The sequence below is a fragment of the Actinosynnema sp. NPDC023794 genome (assembly GCF_040639675.1).
GTDB classification, from domain to species: Bacteria; Actinomycetota; Actinomycetes; order Mycobacteriales; family Pseudonocardiaceae; genus Actinosynnema; species Actinosynnema luteola.
In genome coordinates, this window is sequence record NZ_JBFAFR010000020.1 from 21364 (window position 1) to 42539 (window position 21176).

At 68.8% G+C, this 21176-nt stretch carries 19 protein-coding genes; 14 read left to right on the plus strand and 5 right to left on the minus strand.

Translation table 11 applies throughout. From position 1 onward, the window contains the following. Positions 1-199: 199 nt before the first annotated feature. The 9 genes from AB0H12_RS30960 to AB0H12_RS31000 all read left to right on the plus strand — a co-directional run bounded on the left by AB0H12_RS30960 (position 200) and on the right by AB0H12_RS31000 (position 12403). Positions 200-418 carry a hypothetical protein gene (locus tag AB0H12_RS30960; protein WP_499627723.1) on the plus strand — a complete coding sequence of 73 codons (219 nt, stop codon included), beginning with the start codon at positions 200-202 and terminating at the stop codon, positions 416-418. Positions 419-937: 519 nt separating this feature from the next. After that, a complete protein-coding gene (locus AB0H12_RS30965; protein ID WP_499627725.1) occupies positions 938-1972 on the plus strand; it encodes a hypothetical protein in 1035 nt (344 codons plus the stop codon). 191 nt (positions 1973-2163) lie between these two features. Then, positions 2164-2481, plus strand: a complete 318-nt coding sequence (locus tag AB0H12_RS30970; protein ID WP_499627727.1) for a pilin — start codon at positions 2164-2166, stop codon at positions 2479-2481. A 530-nt stretch (positions 2482-3011) separates the two neighbouring features. Beyond that, complete coding sequence (locus AB0H12_RS30975) at positions 3012-4541, plus strand: TrbL/VirB6 family protein (RefSeq protein ID WP_499627729.1); 1530 nt, start codon at positions 3012-3014, stop codon at positions 4539-4541. Beyond that, complete coding sequence (locus tag AB0H12_RS30980; protein ID WP_499627732.1) at positions 4538-5659, plus strand: PrgI family protein; 1122 nt, start codon at positions 4538-4540, stop codon at positions 5657-5659. The genes AB0H12_RS30975 and AB0H12_RS30980 overlap by 4 nt, the downstream gene beginning before the upstream one ends. Further along, on the plus strand, positions 5659-7602 hold the full coding sequence (locus AB0H12_RS30985; protein WP_499627733.1) for a VirB4 family type IV secretion system protein: 1944 nt from the start codon (positions 5659-5661) through the stop codon (positions 7600-7602). Before AB0H12_RS30980 ends, AB0H12_RS30985 begins: the two co-directional genes overlap by 1 nt. A 32-nt stretch (positions 7603-7634) precedes the next feature. Continuing rightward, a complete protein-coding gene (locus AB0H12_RS30990) occupies positions 7635-10247 on the plus strand; it encodes a type IV secretory system conjugative DNA transfer family protein (RefSeq protein ID WP_499627735.1) in 2613 nt (870 codons plus the stop codon). A 92-nt stretch (positions 10248-10339) separates the two neighbouring features. Continuing rightward, positions 10340-11398 carry a replication-relaxation family protein gene (locus AB0H12_RS30995; protein ID WP_499627738.1) on the plus strand — a complete coding sequence of 353 codons (1059 nt, stop codon included), beginning with the start codon at positions 10340-10342 and terminating at the stop codon, positions 11396-11398. A 21-nt stretch (positions 11399-11419) separates the two neighbouring features. Further along, complete coding sequence (locus AB0H12_RS31000; protein WP_499627932.1) at positions 11420-12403, plus strand: C40 family peptidase; 984 nt, start codon at positions 11420-11422, stop codon at positions 12401-12403. 967 nt (positions 12404-13370) lie between these two features. Here the strand turns inward: AB0H12_RS31000 and AB0H12_RS31005 are convergent. From AB0H12_RS31005 to AB0H12_RS31015, 3 genes are all read right to left on the minus strand, one after another. Further along, on the minus strand, positions 13371-13703 hold the full coding sequence (locus AB0H12_RS31005) for a PadR family transcriptional regulator (RefSeq protein WP_499627741.1): 333 nt from the start codon (positions 13701-13703) through the stop codon (positions 13371-13373). Then, positions 13700-14017 carry a PadR family transcriptional regulator gene (locus AB0H12_RS31010; protein WP_499627742.1) on the minus strand — a complete coding sequence of 106 codons (318 nt, stop codon included), beginning with the start codon at positions 14015-14017 and terminating at the stop codon, positions 13700-13702. The genes AB0H12_RS31005 and AB0H12_RS31010 overlap by 4 nt, the downstream gene beginning before the upstream one ends. A 278-nt stretch (positions 14018-14295) precedes the next feature. Further along, complete coding sequence (locus tag AB0H12_RS31015; protein ID WP_499627744.1) at positions 14296-14991, minus strand: MBL fold metallo-hydrolase; 696 nt, start codon at positions 14989-14991, stop codon at positions 14296-14298. A gap of 576 nt (positions 14992-15567) precedes the next feature. Here AB0H12_RS31015 and AB0H12_RS31020 point away from each other — a divergent pair. The 5 genes from AB0H12_RS31020 to AB0H12_RS31040 all read left to right on the plus strand — a co-directional run bounded on the left by AB0H12_RS31020 (position 15568) and on the right by AB0H12_RS31040 (position 20283). Beyond that, positions 15568-16209: a MarR family transcriptional regulator gene (locus tag AB0H12_RS31020; protein WP_499627746.1), complete on the plus strand. Its 642-nt coding sequence runs from the start codon at positions 15568-15570 to the stop codon at positions 16207-16209. Between the two features lie 65 nt (positions 16210-16274). Further along, complete coding sequence (locus tag AB0H12_RS31025; RefSeq protein WP_499627747.1) at positions 16275-17207, plus strand: DUF4192 domain-containing protein; 933 nt, start codon at positions 16275-16277, stop codon at positions 17205-17207. Between the two features lie 1368 nt (positions 17208-18575). Further along, positions 18576-18917 carry an SAV_915 family protein gene (locus tag AB0H12_RS31030; protein ID WP_499627934.1) on the plus strand — a complete coding sequence of 114 codons (342 nt, stop codon included), beginning with the start codon at positions 18576-18578 and terminating at the stop codon, positions 18915-18917. Further along, the gene (locus tag AB0H12_RS31035) at positions 18914-19210 is read left to right on the plus strand and encodes a DUF6317 family protein (RefSeq protein WP_499627748.1); all 297 of its coding nucleotides are present in this window, start codon (positions 18914-18916) and stop codon (positions 19208-19210) included. Before AB0H12_RS31030 ends, AB0H12_RS31035 begins: the two co-directional genes overlap by 4 nt. A gap of 113 nt (positions 19211-19323) precedes the next feature. Further along, positions 19324-20283: a hypothetical protein gene (locus AB0H12_RS31040; RefSeq protein ID WP_499627750.1), complete on the plus strand. Its 960-nt coding sequence runs from the start codon at positions 19324-19326 to the stop codon at positions 20281-20283. 66 nt (positions 20284-20349) lie between these two features. On the opposite strand, the gene AB0H12_RS31045 is transcribed toward AB0H12_RS31040, so the two are convergent. Both AB0H12_RS31045 and AB0H12_RS31050 read right to left on the minus strand, forming a co-directional pair. After that, positions 20350-20724 carry a hypothetical protein gene (locus AB0H12_RS31045; protein ID WP_499627752.1) on the minus strand — a complete coding sequence of 125 codons (375 nt, stop codon included), beginning with the start codon at positions 20722-20724 and terminating at the stop codon, positions 20350-20352. Between the two features lie 122 nt (positions 20725-20846). After that, positions 20847-21104 (minus strand): hypothetical protein, encoded by a 258-nt coding sequence (locus AB0H12_RS31050; protein ID WP_499627754.1) that lies wholly within the window; start codon positions 21102-21104, stop codon positions 20847-20849. Positions 21105-21176 lie beyond the last annotated feature (72 nt).

Below are 21176 nucleotides of genomic sequence, written 5' to 3' on the forward strand. Positions count from 1 at the left end.
CGGGTCGGTGTCCGGCGCGTGGTCGATGACGCCGTCGATCCCCGCCGGAACGGTCCTCGGTCGTTGTTCGTCGGTGGTGGGCCAGGTGAGCAGGATGACCTGTGCGGCGGGGTAGCTGAACGCGGTGACGATCCGCTCCAGCAGCGCTGCGGGCCATGTGTCGTCGAGGTCGATCGGGTGCGCGGCGGCGGACCAGACCGTGGCAGGGGTGGGCGTGGAGGACGAGCCGCGCGACCGGGAACGGGTGGTGTCGCTGGTGGGCTTGGCGGGGCTGACGCGGGTGGTGGTCGGGGCGGTCGGCCAGGGACGACGGTCCTCGCCCCGCCGCCCGCCGGGGCGGGGCGAACTGGCGTCGGTGCGCCGTCGGGATGGGCGGCTGTCGGAGTGCTCGGATCGGGTCACGGGATCCCCTCGCTGAGGCTGGTGCGCCCCGTCGGTGCGGGACGCTGACGACACCCGAGAACTCCGAAATAAAGGCCCTCCGGGGACACGTGAGGAGCCACTTTTCCGAATGACTCCACAGCCCTATTGAAACTGGCGAAGGCTTACACCTGCCTTCGCGCATGCCAGAGTGGAGGCTTTCACGTGGGAAGGTGGCGGCGGTTTTTCGACGCGAAGTCGTCGCCGGCCCGGCTCGTCGCTTCCGCGCCGCTGCCTGCGGGACACCGCTATGACCAAACTGGTACCGAACTAGTACCGGACCCGACTAAGCGCAGCTAGAGGCGTATTGCCGCCGCGACGTCGATGATCTTGAGGACGCAGAGCCGATGATCATGCTTACCGTGGAAGTCGATCTGCGGATGATCATGTAGAGGCGCGCGGAAGGTCGTCTGTACCTTTGCGGTACTAGTCCGGTACCAGTTCGGTGAGTGGTTGGTACTACCCGCTGTGGCGTCCTGGGCGAGTCGTTGTTCCGACTCGCTTCGGGAGCTATTCCATGACTTCGTATGACGTCGTTCCGCGCTCGGGTTTCGAGCGCGGTGACATGCCGTTGGACGCCGTCCGGTCGGCGTTCGAGTGGCTGGTCGTCGGCCCGCATCCGGTGGGTGTCGACGGCCGGTTGTTCCCCGGCCTGCCGGCGCGGCGGGTGCCGCTGGACGAGCTGCGCGACCGGCTGCTGAACCGCCGTTGCCCGCAGGCGCTGCGGGACGCGGTGTGGGCGCATTTGGTCCTGCTCGCCCGCACCGAGGGCGGCACCTGGACCGTCGGCGCGGTCGGTGTCGCACTGCCCGCGCTGATCTCCATCGTCGCCACGCTCTCGGCCAAGTTCGCCGGCGATCCCCGCGACATCCACGCCGCCGTGCTCGCCGGGTTCGTCGCCGAACTCGGCGAGGTGGACCTGCGTCGGCCGCGCATCATGCTGCGGTTGCGGTGGGCGGCCTACCGCGCCGGCCACGCGGCCGTGCGCGAGGCGCTCGACCGGCCGGTTCCGTTCAGTCCGGGGTTCCGCTCGATCGTGCCGCCACCTCCGTGGGGCCACCCCGATTTCGTCCTGGCTCGCGCCGTGGCCGAGGGCGCCATCACCGCGACCGAGGCCGAACTCATCGGTTCCACCCGGCTTGAGGGCGTGTCGCTGGTCGACGCCGCGGCGACGCGTGACCTGTCCTACCAGGCGGTGAAGAAAGCGCGCCGGCGTGCCGAGCACCGCCTGGTCGCCTACCTGCTCGACGACACCGCGGACACCGCGAGCGTCGGTGCGGGCGAGGGCGATCCGGCGACCCGGGCGGTCGACTCGGTGGTCATCACCACCGCCGCCCGGCACGCGACCGGCACCGCCGATTCGTCGCGCAAAGTGACGACCTTGCAAAAGCGTGCGCCGCGGAATTCGCGGGATCGCATGTCCCCGCAGGACGGATTTTCCGGAGTTCACGGATGCGGAAGGAGTTCGGCCTCCCCCGCACTCACCACCTCCTCGCCCGAGCCGCCGCAGCGGCTGTCGGGCCCGACTCCGGGAGCGTCGCGATGCGCCTGACTCGTACCACCGTCCGTCCTCACCACCACCGTCGACACGTCCACAACCGACCCGTCGACAGTCCCGCACCGGGCCACCACGACCCCAGCTCGCACATCCGATCGGCCACCTACCTCAGCCCCGGTCCGCGCAGCTGGCGGACCGCAATCCCTCCGACCTCTCACGCGGTGCGGGGGCGCGCGTTCCGTCGCGTGCTCGTGCTCGCCAAGGTGGTCCTGCTGGTGCTGCTCGCCCCAGGGGCGGTTGCCCAGGCGGACACCGTGGTGTTGGCGATCGCAGGCAGCGTCGACGAGGTCCTCAACAACATCCGCAACTGGTTGATGGGCATTCTCGCGGGGCTTGCCACGGTGTTCCTCACCGTCGGTGGTGTGCGGCGGGTGTTCGGCGCCGGTGACCCCGGTGAGCAGGAGAAGGCCAAGCAGGCGTTCAGGTCGGCCGGGATCGGCTACGGCCTGGCCGCGCTCGCCCCACTGGTCGTCACCGTGCTCAAAGGAATCGTGGGGGCCTGACCATGGCCATCGCATCCACCGCGCACCCACACCAGCGAATCGTGTCCTCGACCGACCTCGGGTCTGCATCGCCGCCGATCGGCGGTGTCACCACTGGGCGGGCGAGCCGATGGCGACATCGCACTGTGCGGGTGTTGCTCGCCGGTGTGGTCACGACGCTGGCCTGCACCCTGGTGCTGTCGGCATCCGCGCAACCCGCCGATCCGTGTGCGGGCCCGGGACCGTACCCGGTGCCGTGTCCGCCGACCACGACGAGCTCACCGACGGCATCCTCCCCAACTGCGGTGCCGTCCACGACAGCGCCACCGAACCCGTGCCTCACCCCTCAACCGGGTCAGCCTCCACCACCGCAGTGCCTGCCTGCACCGACGACCTCATCGCAACCCACCGGCACGCCGACAGGCACTGCACCGGCGCGTCCGGCGGAGTCCGAATGCGGGATTCTCAATCCGGGTGCCTGCATCGGGGAGGGCATCGCGGGGTTCCTGCACCTGCTGGTCGGCGAGTCGCTCAACGTCCTGTTGAGCTGGGTGGGCAGCAACCTGCTGTCCACGCCGACGCTGGCCGACCTGCCCAGGGTCGGGGAGATCTGGGAGCAGTCGCGGCTGTTCGTGGTGACGGTCTACTCGCTGCTGGTGATGCTGGCCGGGATCGTGCTGATGGGGCACGAGTCCGTGCAGGCCCGCTACTCGGCACGGGAGATCGCGCCGCGCGTCGTGGTCGGGTTCCTGGCCGCCAACCTCAGCCTGATCGTGGGCGATCACGCCATCCGGCTGGCCAACGCCGCGACTATGGCCGTGCTCGGTGACGGGCTCGATCCGCAGACCTCGGGCAAGGCGGTCACCGAGCTGTTCGTCAGCCTGGTGGCCAACTCGCTGGTCACCGGTGGGCTGTTCGCCGGGGCGCTGTCGGTGGTGCTCACCATCCTGCTGGTCGCACTGCTGGTCGGCTACATCGTCCGGGTCGCGCTCACGGTGATCCTGCTGGCCGGGGCACCGCTGCCGCTGATGTGTCACGGCCTGCCCCAGACCGAAGGACTGGCGTACTGGTTCTGGCGCGCCGGAGCCGGAGTGCTGGGCATCCAGGTCGGCCAAAGCCTCACGCTGATCTGCGCGCTGAAGGTGTTCCTGCAACCCGGCGGCTTCCACTTCTTCGGCGCACCCACCGCCGACGGACTGGTCAACCTCGTCGTCCTGATCGCCCTGGTGTGGATCCTGGTCAAGATCCCCGGCTGGGTGCTGCGGCAGGTCCAGATCGGCGGGGGACGCCGGTCGTTCGTCGCCGGGATGGCACGCGCGTTCGTCTTCGGCAAGGCGATGGGCCTGCTCGACGGCCGAGCAACAGGCACCCGCGCCGCGTCCACGGTGGGCAGTGCGGGACGCGGTTCCCACGCGCCGCACGGACGTGACCCGATGTGGCCTGCGCCGGTGCGAGAGTGGGGCGGCATCGGCGGCGTGTTCAGCCCCGAAGCAGTCGGACGCCGCCTGCATATCCACCACGCCGGGGAAGTCGCGCGGCGGCGCACTGTGTCCGGTCAACAGCACCTGCGGTTCCTCCAGCCCTCACCCCAGACACCAACGCACGACCTGGCTGGCTGGAGTCCCGCAGGCAGCACCACCACACCGGACTTCAGGGCCGCATCCCCCGCCACCGACGACTCGTCGGAGCCCATTCAGCCACCGATCGGCACCACGGCGGCACCCGTGTTCCGTGCGGCGGGACAGGATGCCCGTCCTCGGTCCGCGCCACCCCCGACGCGTGCGGCGCCCGTCCCGCCCGAGCTACGGTTCCGTCCTCCAACCGACGAGGCTCCCGTCGGACCGGTCCGTGCGGCCGGACGTGCCGAGGCACCGGTGTTCCGCCCGGCCTCACCGCCACCGCCCGGTGCGCACGGCCGGCGCACCAGGACCCACACACCCGCACCCGTGCTGTTCCGGGCACCGGGTCCGTCCGCCACGCCACCGACACCACCCGGTGGTCCGCCAGCGCGAAGTGGTGTTCCTCCGGTCCCTCCCGCACGGCCCGTGCGGCCGGCGCGTCCGGGAGGTGAGCAGCGGTGAGTCACCCCGTCCGTATCCCGGCCGATGTCGACATGCACGACCGCGTGCTCGGCCCGCTGACCGCGCGCCAACTGGCTGTCCTCGCCGCGACCGGGACGGTGCTCTACCTGATCTGGCTCGCCACCCGCGCGTTCCTTCCGATCCCGGTGTTCGCGGCCTTCGCCGCCCCGGTCGGCGCGGCGGCGGCGATGCTCGCGCTGGGCAAGCGCGACGGGATGCCGCTGGACACGCTGCTGCTCGCCGCCATCCGGCAGCGCCTGGCCCCGCGCCACCACGTCGCCGCCCCCGAAGGCGGGCGACCGGCACCCGCGTGGCTCACCCCGACCGCGGACCGGACCACGGGCGACAATGGCCGCATCGAGCGACCCGAGCAGGTGTCGCCCTCGGCGCTGCGGCTGCCGGCCGAGGCGGTGACCGAGACCGGGGTGGTGGACCTGGGCGGCGACGGGCTGGCGGTGGTCGCGGTCGCCTCGACGGTGAACTTCGCGCTGCGGACCCCGCACGAGCAGGAGGCGTTGGTCGCCTCGTTCGGCCGCTACCTGCACTCGCTCACCGCCCCCGTACAGGTGCTGGTGCGCACCGAACGACTCGACCTGACCGCCCAGATCGCCGAGCTGCGTGACCGCGCGGGCGGGCTTCCCCACCTCGCGCTGGAGGCCGCCGCCGTCGAGCACGCCGACTACCTGGTCCAGCTCGACCGGCAGTCAGACCTGCTGCGCCGCCAAGTGCTGCTCGTGCTGCGCGAACCGCTCGACGGCACCGTCCCGACCGACAGTCTGAGCGGGCCCGGGCCGCTGACGGTACTCGGCGCGATGGCGGGCAAGCGCCGCAAGCGAACGGGCGGCGAGGCCGCTGCCGGGGCGCGGCGGGCGGCGGAGTCACGCCTGGTGCGCCGCCTCGGAGAGGCGATCGACCTGCTCGCCCCGGCCGGAATCGTGGTCACCCCGCTGGATGCCGGGCAGGCCACGGCGGTGCTGGCCTCGGCGTGCAACCCCGACAGTCTGCTGCCCCCATCCGCTGGCCTGGCCGGCTCAGAAGAGGTCATCACCACGTCCGGCTCGGACCCGATCGACGACGTCGACGGCTGGGATTACGAGGACGAGAGGGGACGGTCCTGATGGCCTCCCGCACACGACGCGACCACAACTCGGTCGCCCCGGCGGCGTCCTCCGCAGCCGCCGCGTTCACCCCCGACGCCCTGTCGGTCGCCGCGCGGCACGTGGAGGTCGGCGGCGAATGGGTTTCCAGCTTCGCGGTAGTCGGCTTCCCGCGTGAGGTGCACCCGGGCTGGCTCGCGCCGTTGCTGATCTATCCCGGACGGCTGGACGTGTCGCTGCACGTGGAGCCGATCGACCCGGCCATCGCCGCCTCACGGCTGCGCAGGCAGTTGGCGAAGTTGGAGGCCGGGCGCCGGCACACCGCCGAGCACGGCCGCCTGTTCGACCCGCAGGTCGAGGCCGCCACCGAGGACGCCTACGACCTCAGCTCCAGGGTCGCCCGCGGGGAGGGCAAGCTGTTCCGGGTCGGGCTGTACCTGACCATCCATGCCACCTCGGAAAAGGCGCTGGCCGACGAGGTGTCCGCGCTGCGGTCGCTGTGCGCCTCGCTGTTGCTGGACGCCAAGCACACCACCTATCGCAGCCTGCAGGGCTGGGTGTCGACCCTGCCGATGGGCTTGGACCTGATCGGCATGAGACGGACCTTCGACACCAGCGCGCTGGCCGCCGCGTTCCCGTTCACCAGCCCCGACCTCCCCGCTCCCGACCCGACATCCGTGGCCGCACCGTCCGGGGTGCTCTACGGCTACAACATCGGCTCCCAGGGTCTGGTGCACTGGGACCGGTTCGGCGACGGGATGCACAACCACAACAGCGTCATCCTGGGCCGCTCCGGCGCGGGCAAGTCCTACCTGGTCAAGCTGGAACTGCTGCGCAACCTGTACCGGGGCATCGAGATCGCCGTCGTCGACCCCGAGGACGAGTACGCCCGCCTGGCCGCCGCGGTCGGCGGCACCTACATCCACCTCGGCGCGCGAGGCGTCCGACTGAACCCGTTCGACCTGCCCATCCACACCCGACCGGATGGCCGCCGCACCGCACCGAAGGACGCGCTCGTGCGCCGGTCGCTGTTCCTGCACACCGTCATCGCCGTGCTCATCGGCGGCGAGCCGACGGCGGCCGAACGGGCGGCGCTGGACCGGGCGATCGCCGCGACCTACCAGAGCGTCGGGATCACCGCCGACGCCCGCACCTGGACCCGCCCCTCCCCCGCCCTGCGGGACTTGCGCGACCAACTCGCAGACGCCGGACAGGCCGGCGACCGGGCCGCCGGCGAGCTGGCGGCACGATTGCACCCCTACGTGGAGGGCGCGTTCAAGCAGCTGTTCGACGGGCCCTCCAGCGTCAACCCCGAAGGCCACCTGGTGGTGTTCAGCCTGCGTGACCTGCCCGACGAGCTCAAGGGCATCGGCACGCTGCTCACCCTGGACGCAGTGTGGCGGCGGGTGTCCAACCCAGCCATCCGGCGCCCGCGGCTGGTCGTGGTGGACGAGGCATGGCTGCTGATGAAGCAACCCTCCGGCGCCGAGTTCCTCTTCCGCATGGCCAAGGCCTCCCGCAAGCACTGGGCGGGCCTCACAGTGGCGACACAGGACACCGCCGACGTGCTCGGCAGCGACCTGGGCAAGGCCGTCGTGGCCAACGCCGCCACCCAGATCCTGCTGCGACAGGCGTCGCAGGCCATCGACGAGATCACCCGGACCTTCGACCTCTCCGCCGGGGAACGGGCCTTCCTGCTCTCCGCCGACCGCGGACAGGGCCTGCTCTCGGCCGAGACCCAGCGGGTGGCGTTCCAGGCCATCGCCTCCCCGACCGAGCACTACCTGGTCACCAGCGACCCGGCCGAACTCACCGCCTACGCCGACACCGGGACGGACGAGGAAGCCGACACCGCGTTCCTCGACCTGGGCCTCGACGGTGAGGACCACCAAGCCGTCGTGGGCGACGAGTTCGGTTCCGACGTCGACATCGGCGTCGACCAGGTCCACCTCGACGCCGCATGACCACCCTCATTCCTCGTTTGTGGAGGACCGCCATGCTCGTGTGGATACCGGCTGCCCTGATGCAACCACCGGAGTCAATCGCGAACCCCTCGCCGTCAACGGCCTTGGTGGCCGGGTGGTTGGAGGACTACCTGCGTGACCCCGGCGGCGCCCTGCTCGCGGTGCTGGGCCGGATGCGCGGCCTCCTGCTGGAGTGGGGCCCGATCGCGGCCCCGGTCCTCGCCGTACTCACCACGATGGCCGTCCTCGGCAAGCGGCAGTGGGCACAGCATTGCCACGAGCTACTGCTCGCCGACGCCCGTCAGATCACCGTCCTCGCCCCACCCACCGTGGACCCCGCAGGCGGCGCCGCGTTGTGGTCGAACCTGGTCGGGCTGCTGCGGCCGGGCTGGCGGCGGGCGTTCACCGGCCAACCCCACGTGGCGTGCGAATACGTGTTCTCCGAGGCCGGAGTCGCCATCCGGCTGTGGGTGCCCGGCGTCATCCCACCCGGCCTGGTCGAACGCGCCGTCGAGGCGGCCTGGCCCGGCGCGCACACCCGCGTCGGTCCCGCCGAGCCACCCCTGCCCGCACCGACCGAGGGGCAGCGGCGACTGGTGGTCGGCGGCGAGCTGCGGCTGGCACGCCCCGAGGCCCTGCCGATCCGCAGCGACTTCGCCGCCGACCCGATCCGCGCGTTGATCGGGGCACCGGTCGGACTCGGCCGCGACGAACACGCCTGCGTGCAGGTCCTGGCCCGCCCGGTCACCGGCCGCCGGGTCCAGAAGGCCCGCCGCAACGCCCGACGAGTGCACACCGGCGGCTCGACCCACCTGGTCGGCCGCCTGCTGGACCTCCTCACTCCCGGCACGGGCAGCCGATCACCACGTTCAACAGCGGCACGGACGAAGACCGGCGCCTTGCACACCGACCCGCAGACGTCGCTGGAGTACGCGGCGCAGAACCGCGCCATCGTCACCAAGCAACGAGGCAGCCAGTTCGACACCGTCGTCCGCTACGCCGTAGCCACCCTGCTACCCGACGACACCGGCGAAAACGAGGTCCGTCAGGCCCGGGACGTGGCCCGCGGCCGGGCCCACGCGCTGGCCGCCTCGTTCGCCTCCTACACCGAGCACAACCACTACCGGCGTCGTCACCTGCGCCACCCCAGGCGGGTCGTCGACTCCCGCCGCCTGGGGCACGGGGACCTGTTGTCGGTGTCCGAGCTGGCGGCGATCGCGCACCTGCCCACCGACGAGGCCATCCCCGGCATCCAACGCGCCGGTGCCCGCGCCGTCGCACCCCCACCCGGCATCGCCACACCCGGACCGGAAGCCAAACCGATCGGGGTCACCGACACCGGCCACCAACGCCCCGTCGCGCTACGCGTACCGGACGCACGCCACCACCTGCACGTCATCGGCGCGACCGGCTCGGGCAAGTCCACCCTGCTCGGGAACATGATCCTGGCCGACGCCGAGGCCGGCCGAGGGATCGTGCTGATCGACCCCAAAGGCGACCTGGTCACCGACGTCCTCTCGCGCTTGCCGCGCTCGGCCGCCGACCGGGTGGTCATCTTCGACGCGGACAGCAAGTCCCGACCGCCGTGCCTCAACCCGCTCGACGGCGGCGAGACCGACCTGACCGTGGACAACCTCGTCTCGGTGTTCCGCCGGGTCTACAGCGCGTTCTGGGGACCGCGCACCGACGACGTCATGCGCGCCGCCTGCCTCACCCTGCGCACCCAGCAAGGCGTCGCCACCCTGGCCGACCTGCCCAAGCTGCTCGCGGACACCGCCTTCCGCAGCCGCGTCACCACCGGCATCACCGACCCCGTCCTGCGCGGGTTCTGGTCCTGGTACGAAGACCTCACCGACTCCAGCCGCAGCCAGGTCATCAGCCCGCTGATGAACAAACTCCGCGCGTTCCTGCTACGCCCGTTCGTCCGCGACGCCATCGCCGGCGGCCACTCCACAGTGGACATGGCCGAGGTACTGGACGGCGGGATCTGCCTGGTGCGCATCCCCAAAGGCTCGCTCGGGGAGGAACCCACCCGGCTGATCGGGTCACTGGTGGTCGCCCGAACCTGGCAGGCCACCACCGGCCGCGCACGCACCCCGCAACGCGAGCGCCGTGACGCCTCGCTGGTGATCGACGAGTGCCACAACTTCCTCAACCTCCCCTACCCCATCGAAGACATGCTCGCCGAAGCCCGCGGCTTCCGCGTCGCCATGACCCTGGCCCACCAGCACCTCGGCCAACTCCCCCGCGAACTCAGGGAAGGCCTGTCCACCAACGCCCGCAGCAAGATCTTCTTCAACGCATCACCCGAGGACGCCCGCGAACTGTCCCGCCACACCACACCACGGCTCTCCGACCACGACCTCGCCCACCTCGGCGCCTACCACGCCGCCGTCCGCCTCGTCCTGAGCGGCGAGCAAGCCCAGCCGTTCACCATGCTCACCCAGCCACTCCCGCCCGCCGTCCCCGGCAGGGCCCGTGAGATCCGTGCCGCAGCGCGCCGGACAGCGCGGACTCGCACAACCGAGGCCGCCACCGGCACGAGTGCCCCGCCACTATGCGGACCCTCGGACGCGTCGCGACCTGGGAACCGGGCCGAGCCCGTCACGAGCCCACAGAGCGCCGACCCCCGCCGCAATGGCTGACCCCAACCCGCTTCCAACCCCCCACCGCCACTACACCCCGGCGAACGGCCGAACCGGGGCCGCTTCGCCCTGCTCACCAGGAGGTACACACCATGATCACCAACCCGACCAGGCAACGTGCCCTGCGCGGTCACAAGCCCTCCCGACCTACCCCGCGCGCGGCCAACACCGCCGAACACCAGGCCGTGCTCGCGTGGCGACTGACACCGCGTGACAAGTGGATCGCCCGGATGCTGTGGGAGCACCGGGTGCTCACCGCCCACCAGATCATCGCCTTGGCCTTTCCGTCTCTGCGGTCCGGGCGCCAACGTTTGCGCGAGCTCTACACCTGGGGCGTCGTCGACCGCTTCCAGCCCTTCGTCACCGTCGGCACCGCCCCCATGCACTACGTGCTGGCGCCCGCCGGCGCGGCCGTACTCGCCGCCGAGGACGGCCTGGACGTCAAGGAGATGGGCTACCGGCACGACCGGGTCTTCGGCATCGCCCACAGCCTGCGCCTGGCCCACACCGTCGGGGTCAACGAGTGGTTCACCGCCCTGGTCGACCGCGCCCGCCACTCCCACCCCGGCGAACAGGTGACCCTGGCAGCGTGGTGGCCGGAGACCCGCTGCGCACGCCACTTCGGCGACCTGGTCAAACCCGACGGCTACGGCCGCTGGCACGACGGCGACCAGCAGGTCGAGTGGTTCCTCGAATACGACTTCGGCACCGAGCCCCTGACCAAGCTCGCCGCCAAGCTCACCGGCTACGCCGCCCTCGCCCAAGCCACCGGCATCACCACGCCACTGCTGGTGTGGCTGCCCACCTCACGCCGCGAAGCCACCGCCCGCCGACTACTGGCACGGGCCTGGCATGACCTGGAGAACCCGCACTCGGTACCGGTCGCCACCGCGGCGGCCGAACTGCTCAACCCCGACACCGCCCACCCCAGCCCCGCCGACGAGATCTGGCTCCCGCTCGACGCCCCGACCGGCAGGACACGACGGCGAGCACTGTCCGGGCTGCCCGACGTCTGGCCGCACATTCCGCCACCGGTCACCACCATCGGCAAAGGCACGGTCGGGCCGGATTCACCGCATCCGACAGCCGCACCACCCTCGCCTATGCCGCCCACGGCGGCCTCGCGCGAAGCGGACCGATCAGGAAGGTGATGAGCCGTGCCCACCAAGCTCATGGTCGGGGCCGCCGCAGCACTGCTGCTCATCCCCGTTCTGCTCGGCCACGCCATGAGTGCCGTGTTCGACGCGCTGTTCGGCAGCTCGTCGAACACCACCGTGGACTGCACCAAGCCGATCGCCGACATCCCACCCGACTACTGCCAGCTCTACCTCACCGCCGCCCCGCACTGCCCCAACCTGGACTGGACGATCCTCGCCGCCATCGGCAAGATCGAAACCGACCACGGCCGACTACAAGCACCCGGTGTACACGAGGGCGAGAACCACGCCGGAGCCAGCGGGCCGATGCAGTTCCTCGCACCCACCTTCGACGGCGTCATCGCCGCACACCAGATCCCGCCGGGCGGCGCCACCCCGCCCTCTCGGTACAACCCCCACGACGCCGTCCACGCCGCCACATTCCTGCTGTGCGACGAAGGCGTCCGACGAGGCGACCTGCGCGCGGCGATCTTCGCCTACAACCACGCCGACTGGTACGTCGACATGGTCCTCGACCAAGCCGCCACGTACACCCAAGCCGCCGCAGCCAGTGTCGGCAACGGCGACTGCAACGCCATCCAAGCACCCAACACCGCCATCCTGAACGCGATCAACTACGCCTGCGGCATGCGCGGCCTGCCCTACGTATGGGGCGGCAACGGACCCGACGGCGGACACGAAGGCTTCGACTGCTCCGGCCTGACAAAAGCCGCCTACACCGCCGCCGGAATCACCCTGCCCCGCACCGCACAAACCCAATTCGACGCAGGCCCACACGTCCCCGGCGGGCAACCACTGCTGCCGGGCGACCTCGTCTTCTACGGCACCACCGGCGACATCCACCACGTCGGCCTCTACATCGGCAACGGACTCATGATCAACGCCCCGACCTTCGGGCAACCGGTCCAGATCGACGACTACCGGTACAACGGCGACGACTACGCCGGAGCGACCCGCCCGGCGGCTTCCATCGCTGTTGTACCTTCCGCGCGACGATGAACACATCCGTCTGCACTCGAGCACCGCATGGGCGTTTGCTCAAATAGAGCGGACGATCCGCTCGTGCCGTCATGACGACCGTCGGCACGGTTACCCGTTTGCCGGACATGAGTGACTGCCCCGTGTACATCAGCACCACGGTCGCCCGTCCTAATAACCGCACCGGTCCTTTCGACGTCCTGGTGATCCGCTGAAGCTTCCGGCCTCATCTGTCGACAACGGCCGCACGAATGCGCTCGGACGAGGAGCACAACCACCTCCCGCACTCGATATGCGCGGCTGGCCTGACCGGCAAGCTGTGGGACGGCGAGACAAGTGGCACTCGCGAGGCCTGCCACAGCCGATGGCTGCGAAGCGGCGTGCTCGAAAGGAACTCAGGTTTGACGCTTTGGGGCAGTTCAGCTTGACCCGGCACCGTGGCGACGTAGCGCAACGGCAAGAAGAGGTGAACCCAACGCAATCTGCAACGTCCAAACGGTGCGTTGCCGCCCCGAGAGATCGTACAGTCCCGACGTCCACTCCTCGATAAACCGAGGCCGCTCTTCTTTTGGCAGCAGGAAGGCTGCAGTCCTAATCAACCACCGGTGCACTAGGTCTAGCGACACTGAAGACGAACGCTGCGCCATTCGCTGCCCCAGCACTTGCCCCCAGCCCTGAATTATGGCAAGCGAGCTGTGGGCAGCCACACGCAGAGGACGGGACAGGCGCCAGAGAGACGGTAGATTTAGCGTCATACGCTCAGGTCCGACGAATGTAGACAGCAAGAACCATGACGCTGTGAATATCTTGAGAAGTCGACCCGGCGAGTGCTTGAGGTCCTCACGCAATTCGTCGAGATGGTCAACTCCGCTCTCTTTCTTCCATCGACGTGCAGCCCAGCGGACAATGCGGTCCGCAAACCAATCCGTAAGACCAAGAAATTCATTAACTCCCAGGCTTACAAGAATGGCTATAATAACGGTATCGTTCATTCCGGGCCGCCTGAAGCGTCAGAGGCAACGTCGAGCTGCCCGCCTGCGATACGTCCAGCCTTTAGCAGCAATTCTGCAGCGTGAGTTCGTCCTGCTGACGTGAAGTGGTAGACCCTACGAATGGGGCGCCCCTGAACGTGCGTGGGGTCTTCCCAGCCGTTAGCGATCCATCCTAGCGTACTGAGTCGATCCAGATTATTGTAGATAGTCGGACGACCACGCTTGGTCCTCTTGGCCAACTGGTAGGCGTACAATCCTTCTTCAGCCTCCCAAAAAGCTTGGAGGATGTCGAGAAGTGGCTCCGTGACACGCTCTGGCTGACTCATCATGCCCACCCGAGGCTGGAGCTGGGTTGCGTTGCGCGTCGCGTCGCTACGTGACGAGCTGCTACCCGCATCCCCGATGGACTGATTCTGTAACGTCGCCGGCGAGGCGCCGCTTGCCGGTTCGTATCGACTTCGCCGTCCCATTCACTGATCACCCACCCTTCCGCCTCCAATCGCGCGAGTACCGGATACAGAGCACCCATCCGCACACCGGGCGTGCGATATAGATCGACGCCGTATCGGGCCACCGCCGGATCGTCGAAGAAGACGTGCAAGACGGCCACCATCGTCGGGGTGACCCGGGAAGCCCTAGCCATGACTTAACTGTACATAGGTCCAACTAGGGTCGCAACTTGCATAGAGTTGCACCGTGTAGCGACCAGTCGACCACCTGGGCTGGTGATCGACTACGTCAGGCCCGTGCGCGTGATCAAGCAGGGCGGACACCGCTCGTTAGCCAGCGAACTAGTCATACGGAAACACTGCGGTCATCGTCCTTGGTTCCACTCAGGCTCACGCGGAACCTACAGCTGTTGCAGCTACCACTCGGACTTGAACGCCTCCGGCTGTGCTTGAGCATGTCGTGAGCGTCTGCTCAGGTACTGCGGAAGATCCGGTCGTCAGCCGCCAGTGCCGCCGTTGACAGCCGTGTTCGGTTCTCGCGGCAAGCCGCTGAACTTGCCCCTCGCGCACATCGCCCACCCACTCCCAGCCGGGCTTGGCCGATGGACCGATCCGCGGGTCGCTGGGATCGTGCCCGTCCGCGCAAGGCGAGCACGTACGCCCGATCCTGGTGGACCCGGGCGTGTAGCTGATCGACTCCGCCCACTGATCCGTGGCCGGGGACGAGGACGTCGACGTTGTCTGTCATGTCGTCGAACAGCCGCAGCGCTGTGAGGTAGTCCTCGATCGGGTCGGCGGTGTCGTTCCAGTCGAGCAGCGGGATCAGGACATCGGAGAGCATGTCGCCGGCGACGAGCACCCCGTGTTCTTCGATGAACAGCGCCGCATGGCCCGGTGCGTGTGTTCGATGTTCGATGATCCGGACTTCAGGGCCGTCCCACGGGGTCCTCGCCGTCCCGGCGGGCAGGGCAGCGATGAGGTCCAGCGGTACCCGTTCGGCGATGCCCGTCGGTTCCAGGTGGGCGGTGATCTCAGCCTTCGCGCCGAGATCGGACAGCTGATCTTGGACGGTGGCCGCGCAGCGTGCCGTGCCGTAGCGAGGGGCCGCACCGAGCCGGGCGTGCCAGAGCAGGTGATTCCAGTCCGGATGCGTCGAGAAGCCCGCCACGACGTCTACCCCGCATCGGCCAGGTCGTCCGCAAGGCAGACCATCTCGCGGTCCTGCACCCCGGGATCGATGAGCAGCACGCCAGCGCGGCCCCGCACCACAACGGCGTTGCTCTGCATGAACTCGCTCGTGTGGATTAGCACACCCTCCGCGACCTGCCTCAGTACGAGCCAGCCTCACCCATGTCGTCCGCTGCCGGTGGCTCGGTATAGCTCATTCCGTCGCCTCCTGGATCTGCTCGCGAGTCGACCGGTCTTGGACGAGAATACGGTGATCGGTGAAGAGCTGCGCCGTGCTTGTCCGGCCGTGCCGTACGGGGCGCTCGACGCAGCCTGCAGGCCTGCGAGTCCACTCGCTCAACAGTGGACGATATCCCCACCGGGGCCGGAATCGTGACGAGAACGGGATCAACACCGTCTACAAGAGACAGATAATTCGGTTTGGACATTCCACTTGACTTCATGGGGCAAGGAAGCGTCCATAGACGTGCGGCCCGATACCACCGGATGCGCACCGCGGGGCCGCACCCGCTCCGGCCGGGGCATGACCACTCACACCACTTCCTGCGAGGCAGTCATGTCCACCAACGCCAACCCGACGCTGCACGCTGTCCCCAACCTCAGGAAGCCGCGCACCGAAGCCGAGGAAAAGCTGTGGCAGGCCCTAGTCGACAACCCCGGCAGCACCGCTGTCGCGCTGTCGACCGCCGCCGGGATCGGCAAGTCCACCGCGCCGAAGATTCTCACCCGCTGGGAGAAGGAAGGCCTGGTCGCCCGCACCATCGGGATCACCGAAGGCGGGTCGCGTCCCGCCGACCGCTGGTCGATCACGACCGATGACCGACACACCGACGAAGAACGGTCCGTGGACGACGGATCGGCCGGTGACCAGCCCGCCTCCGCTCAGCCCGCTCCGGAAAACGACATGCTCACCAATGACCAGCCCACTGCGGCGGGTGACATGCAGGTGGAGATCCAGCCGAAAGGTGAGCGACTGGCACCAGGGGCGTTGCGCGGGATGGTCGAGGACTACCTGCGGGAGCACTCCGGACAGGACTTCACCCCGATCGTGATCGGCAAGGCACTGACCCGGTCGGCCGGTGCGGTGCACAACGCGCTGGAGAAGCTGGTCGCCAGCGGCTACGTCGTGCGCACCAGCGACAAGCCCAAGAGGTACGCGCTCGCCCCCATCTCCGACGACTCCACCGCGAACAGCTGAAGGGCCTGGGCGGGTATCACCGCCCGCCCCGGCACCCACACCCGACGACATACGGGAGCACGACCATGCGCACCACCAGCCCGGCCGACGCCACGACAACCGACCACGAAGTCATCACGCCCACACCGCCCTGCTCTGCCATCGCCGACTTCTACGACGAGCACAGCACCGAACCCCGATGGCTCGGAGCCCTCCAAGGCCACGCCGACCCGGGATCACTGCGCACGATCGACATCGGGCGCAAGCTGTTGGAGGCGACCGACCCGGACACCTTCACCGCCGCCGTGGCCGACCTGGTCGACGTGTGGACAGACCGGGACGACGGCCTGCGCTATCCACCGTCGGACGGGTGGCCGTGGCCGTGGTCGGACCTCCGCCACGCCGACTGGGTCTACACCTTCGACGGACACCGGGTCTGGGTCGTCACCGACCGCGCCACGGTCGGCACGATCACCCCGACAGCCCTGATTCCCGACCCGGAGGACGTTCTCGCACGACGGGTCGAACTGCTCGACGGCCTGGACCGGCGCACCGACCCTACCGCCGAGGACCACTCCGCCGCTCCGGGACAACCCAGCCCCCGCCGAGGCCGCTTCGACCTGCTGCACGAACACGTACTCCGCACCGGCGACCGCACGCAGCCGTTGACCGACCGCGAGATCGCCGACCTGGCGTTCGCGCTGAGCAACCCGCTGGTCCGCGACGCCTGCCTATCCTTCGCCACCGGCGAGCACGCCGACCACGCCGAGGCCCTGTGGACCGAACTGGTCCGGAACAGTCCCGCGCCCGAACGAGCCGAGCCGGCCGCGCTCCTGGCCGCCTACGCCTGCCTGCGAGGAGACCTCGACCTCGCCGCCGCCGCGGTCGGACACGCCGAGAGGAGCTTCCCCGGGCACCGTCTCACTGAACTGCTCGGCACCGCACTGCGCAACGGTATCGACCCGCAAGCCCTGTCCGAGCTGGCACGGCAGAGTCAGAAGCTGATCGCACAGCTGTAACCCCGGCACCCGGACACCGGGTGCCACTCTCGCCGACCTGATTCCGACCATCCGTCGGCGGCCCGAGTGGAGCCGCCGACGGCTCTTCACCGTCACAACGCGATCCGGACAGCCCGATCAGAAGGCCCGTGAACCTGTGCCGCAACCGATGCGGTGGACCGTGACGGACCGCTCGGCGAGCACGGTGGTCAGCACTTCCGGACCGCCGAGCACCGCCGTGGCGTGCGTCCTGCACAGCCGCCACATTCGCCGACCACGATGGACCACATCGCTGTCGGCGTCCGACCGGTGCCCCCGGTAGGCGAGGCCCGCCAGAATCGACTCGCACAGGGAGCAGGGTGGTTGAGCCACGGTCAGGGTAAGGCAATGGTCGCCAGGACGGCGTTGCGCCCTTATGGGTACCGGGGCGGAAGCGAAGACCTCCCGGGCAGCGCTTCGATGACCAGGGTAGTTGTATTTTTAGTGTGCACCGCGCTGCAGCCACGCCTGCCCCCTACAGGTCGGATCGAGTACGCGAGAGCCCGCTAGCACCAGCGTCGCCCCTCTTGGTGAAACGCAGGCCAACGTCCGGCGACCCTGATCGGGACCATCAGCGAGCAATCGCCTGCTGCGGTCACCCCGGTTTCGGAAGTGCTGCCAGGAGCTGACGCCGCCAATCCGACCGGGGGAAGCGGTCCACAGGGCATCGATGCACGTTGCTGGTTGCGGCGGATGACTTGCCGGACGGAGGTCCAGCCGTCGCGGAGGACACCCAGACCCCCTCCGCAACAGGGACACAGCTGACAGGTATGTCGGAGCGCCTCGTCCGTCGAGCTGTGGATCACGGTAGGCGGGCAGCCCGGCCTGGCGGTTGGCTGGGCTTGGCGACGACGGGCCGGCCTTTCAGGACAGTCACCAGTAGCCGTTGTGTGATGCCCCACGGAGGTCCATGTGGCCACACTCACCAGCAGTGACAGGCAGATCGGCTCCGGCAGCACGTCGGCCTCTCCCGTCCGTGCAGAGCCATGTCGACCTTCCGCCGGGTGACACTCATCTCGATAAAGATCAAGATTCGCCGAGGTCACCTTGTTGAGAATTCGAAGTGAGATGTACTACGACATGGGGATGCGGTCGCGCTCTCACGCTCAGGAACGTGCTCTACGAGGAGAAACTCACTCAAGTTATCGAAATTCAAGATCAATCCTTACATGTCGTTGCAAGCCGTTAGCCCGTCCGGACGACCTCATAAATCAATTTCAAGACGTACGTACGGTTTACGTCGGCGCCGTACATCAAGAGTTGCCCAAGCGCGCTTCACACGCTCGTCGATGTTGTGCACTATCTCCTCCACGCATTCGACTCGGTTGACGAAGGAGTCTCGTGGCGAGCATGGAATTCGACCGGCCTTCAGCGGCACCGCCGGTGCTGGGCGTCGACCCAGGCCAACCGGCGATGGGAGACTTCGCCGGATTGGCACTACTGTTGGGGCGTTCGTCCGGTCCCGAGGTCGGCGAGGTGACCCTGGAGATCCGCGGCCTGGATGACGGAACAACCGCGCTGCTGGCTTATGGCTCACTGTCCGCTCTGGTCACAGGTTGCGGCTCCGAGCAGCCGTGGATTGCAGTCCCTGCGGAGGCGGTCGACCGCTTGGCGATCGAGGCGCAGGTCGACGTAGTGCTTTGGGACGTGGACCTCCCCCGAGAACTCCGGCACACGGACGGTGGTCGGTGAACGGGTTCGGCGTCGACTCCTCGTATCTGAACTCGTTCTCTACCAGATTGCACGAAGCCGCCAATGGTCTGGACGACACCATTGCCGCAGCTCCCCAGCCTCCCGACACAGGAAAAGGCGAGACGAACAAAAAACTTGCTCACGTGTTCGAGGCGTTGATCGTCAGAGTGGGTGACCTGGCCGCACGCACGGGAGACATCGCCGACAAGGTGACCGAGTCGATGGTCTGCTACGCCGACACCGACGAAGCGCAACGTCGTGGCTTCGGACCTATCGGAGGGAACGACCGGTGAGCGCGAGCATTCCCACCCAGGTCCACACTGACACCGCACGATGCCGCGAGGTGGCGCGGTGGCTCGTTATGTGTGCCGCTACGGTGGAAGACGCGGCAAGTACCAAACACACTGTGCGCGGAGAGTCGGAAACCACTTGGCCCGGCGGCAGTGGCGACCTCTTCAGGTACACGTTGGCTGCGGCGGGAGACAGTGGTGACGACCTCGGCGAGCACCTCGGCCGGCTCGGCACCGCCGTGACGATCTTCACCGACGAAATCGACGCGGTGAGGGCCGCGATCGACACGGCGAGAGCAGACGCGAAGGCGGCGGGCCTCGTCCTCACCGCCACCGCGATCCACCTGCCCTTCTGCACGGAGGTGGAAACGCCGATGACCGCGACCCCCGCGTTCGCTGCGGCGTCCAACGCCGTGAAGTCCGCGCGGCATCGTGAACAGCGCGCGCACGAGCAGCTGTGGACGGTGCTCGCGGAGCTGTCCACTCTGGCCGACTTCTTCCAGGCAGGCAACGCGACGCGCCCCGCCTCCGTAGCGCGGACGCTGTACAACGATTTCGTCGGGGCGGGGCGGCTCGGTCGCTCGGCAGCGGCCAACAAGCGTCTGGCAGATGCCGCTCTGGTCGTGGCCGGGGACCACACGTTGCCTGCGGGGCTGCGGTGGAATGCTCTGCAGATCCACGGTGAGCAGGCTCAGCTGTTCCAGTCAAAGGTGGCCACGGGGCAGGCGCTCATAGGCACGAAAAAGTTCCTGCAGTCAGGAGTGCTGGAGGTCAAGGGCAAGGCGACGATCCCGTACTCCGGCGGACTGATCGCGGGCGCGGGAGTCGTTGTGTCGATCAGCAACGGCACCCCTGTGGATCGAGCCGTCGGCACCGGAGCCGCCAGCTTGCTCGCCGGCGCAGCCGTCACCGCCGGCGCTGCGCTTCTTGCTGCCAGCCCCCCGGGCTGGGCTGTCCTCATCGTCTCCACAGTCGCATCGACAGGCGTGGGCTACGCAGTCGACCAGAACTGGGATGCGATCAAGGATGGCGCAGGCGGTGTAGTGGACGACGTCAAGCACGCATTGGGCTGGTGATCTCTTCCCCGGCACGGCCGCGGTGTCCCGCGAGTGCGGTCACGCCGGGGCGAATCATGGCGACGTTCATCCCCGACCGAGCTCCGGTTGCCCGGCAGGGAAGGCAGAGTCAGTGATCACCTCAACGTCTGCGGTGCAGTAGGACTGGTGATCAACCGCCTCGCGGGGTTGCCGGGTGACTCGAGTGCCTCGGTCGGGGTCGAGGTGATCGCCGAGGTCGGCCAAGGTGGCGACACGGGCAACGGGGATCTCGACGGAACAACCGGGGCAGCGGTCGAGCAGCAACCACGCCTGGCCGGGGGTGGTGTGGTCGGGGACGAACCGCCACGCACTCCCAGTTGCCAGGTCGGTGACGGTGATCAGGTCACCGGGGACCTCTCCGGTGCGGGTGGAGTAGGTGCGGTGGGGGTCGTCGGCGACGAGCACGGCGTCGACGGGCACCTGCAGGGCGGTGGCGACGGTGCGGGCGACACGGGCGCGACGCGCCTACCGGTTCCACGCCTCGGGGTTGTCGTGGCGGCGGTGGAATCCGTAGGGGTCGGCGAGTCCGGGCGTCGTAGTGGTCATCGTGACCACCCGAGGGCGTCGGTGGCGGACTCGGGCAGGTGACCGACCTGCTCGCCGACGCCGAGCCACACCACGGGTGGCTCGGTGGGCGGGGTGCCGTCGCCCTCGGCGTCGTCGGGGGTGCACACCACCCCCGCGAGGAGGTGTTGCATCGGGTAGCCAGGCTGGACAGCGATCCTCAGGGGCGTGGTCGGGTCGTAGGCGGACAGAGCGGCGATCACGTCGCTCACGGTGGCGAGTCGGTTGTCGGTCATCCCGGGTCACCTCGTGGTCGTGGGTTGGTGCGGGGATGGGCGGTCCGGGGCGGGGTGCCCCGCCCCGGACCG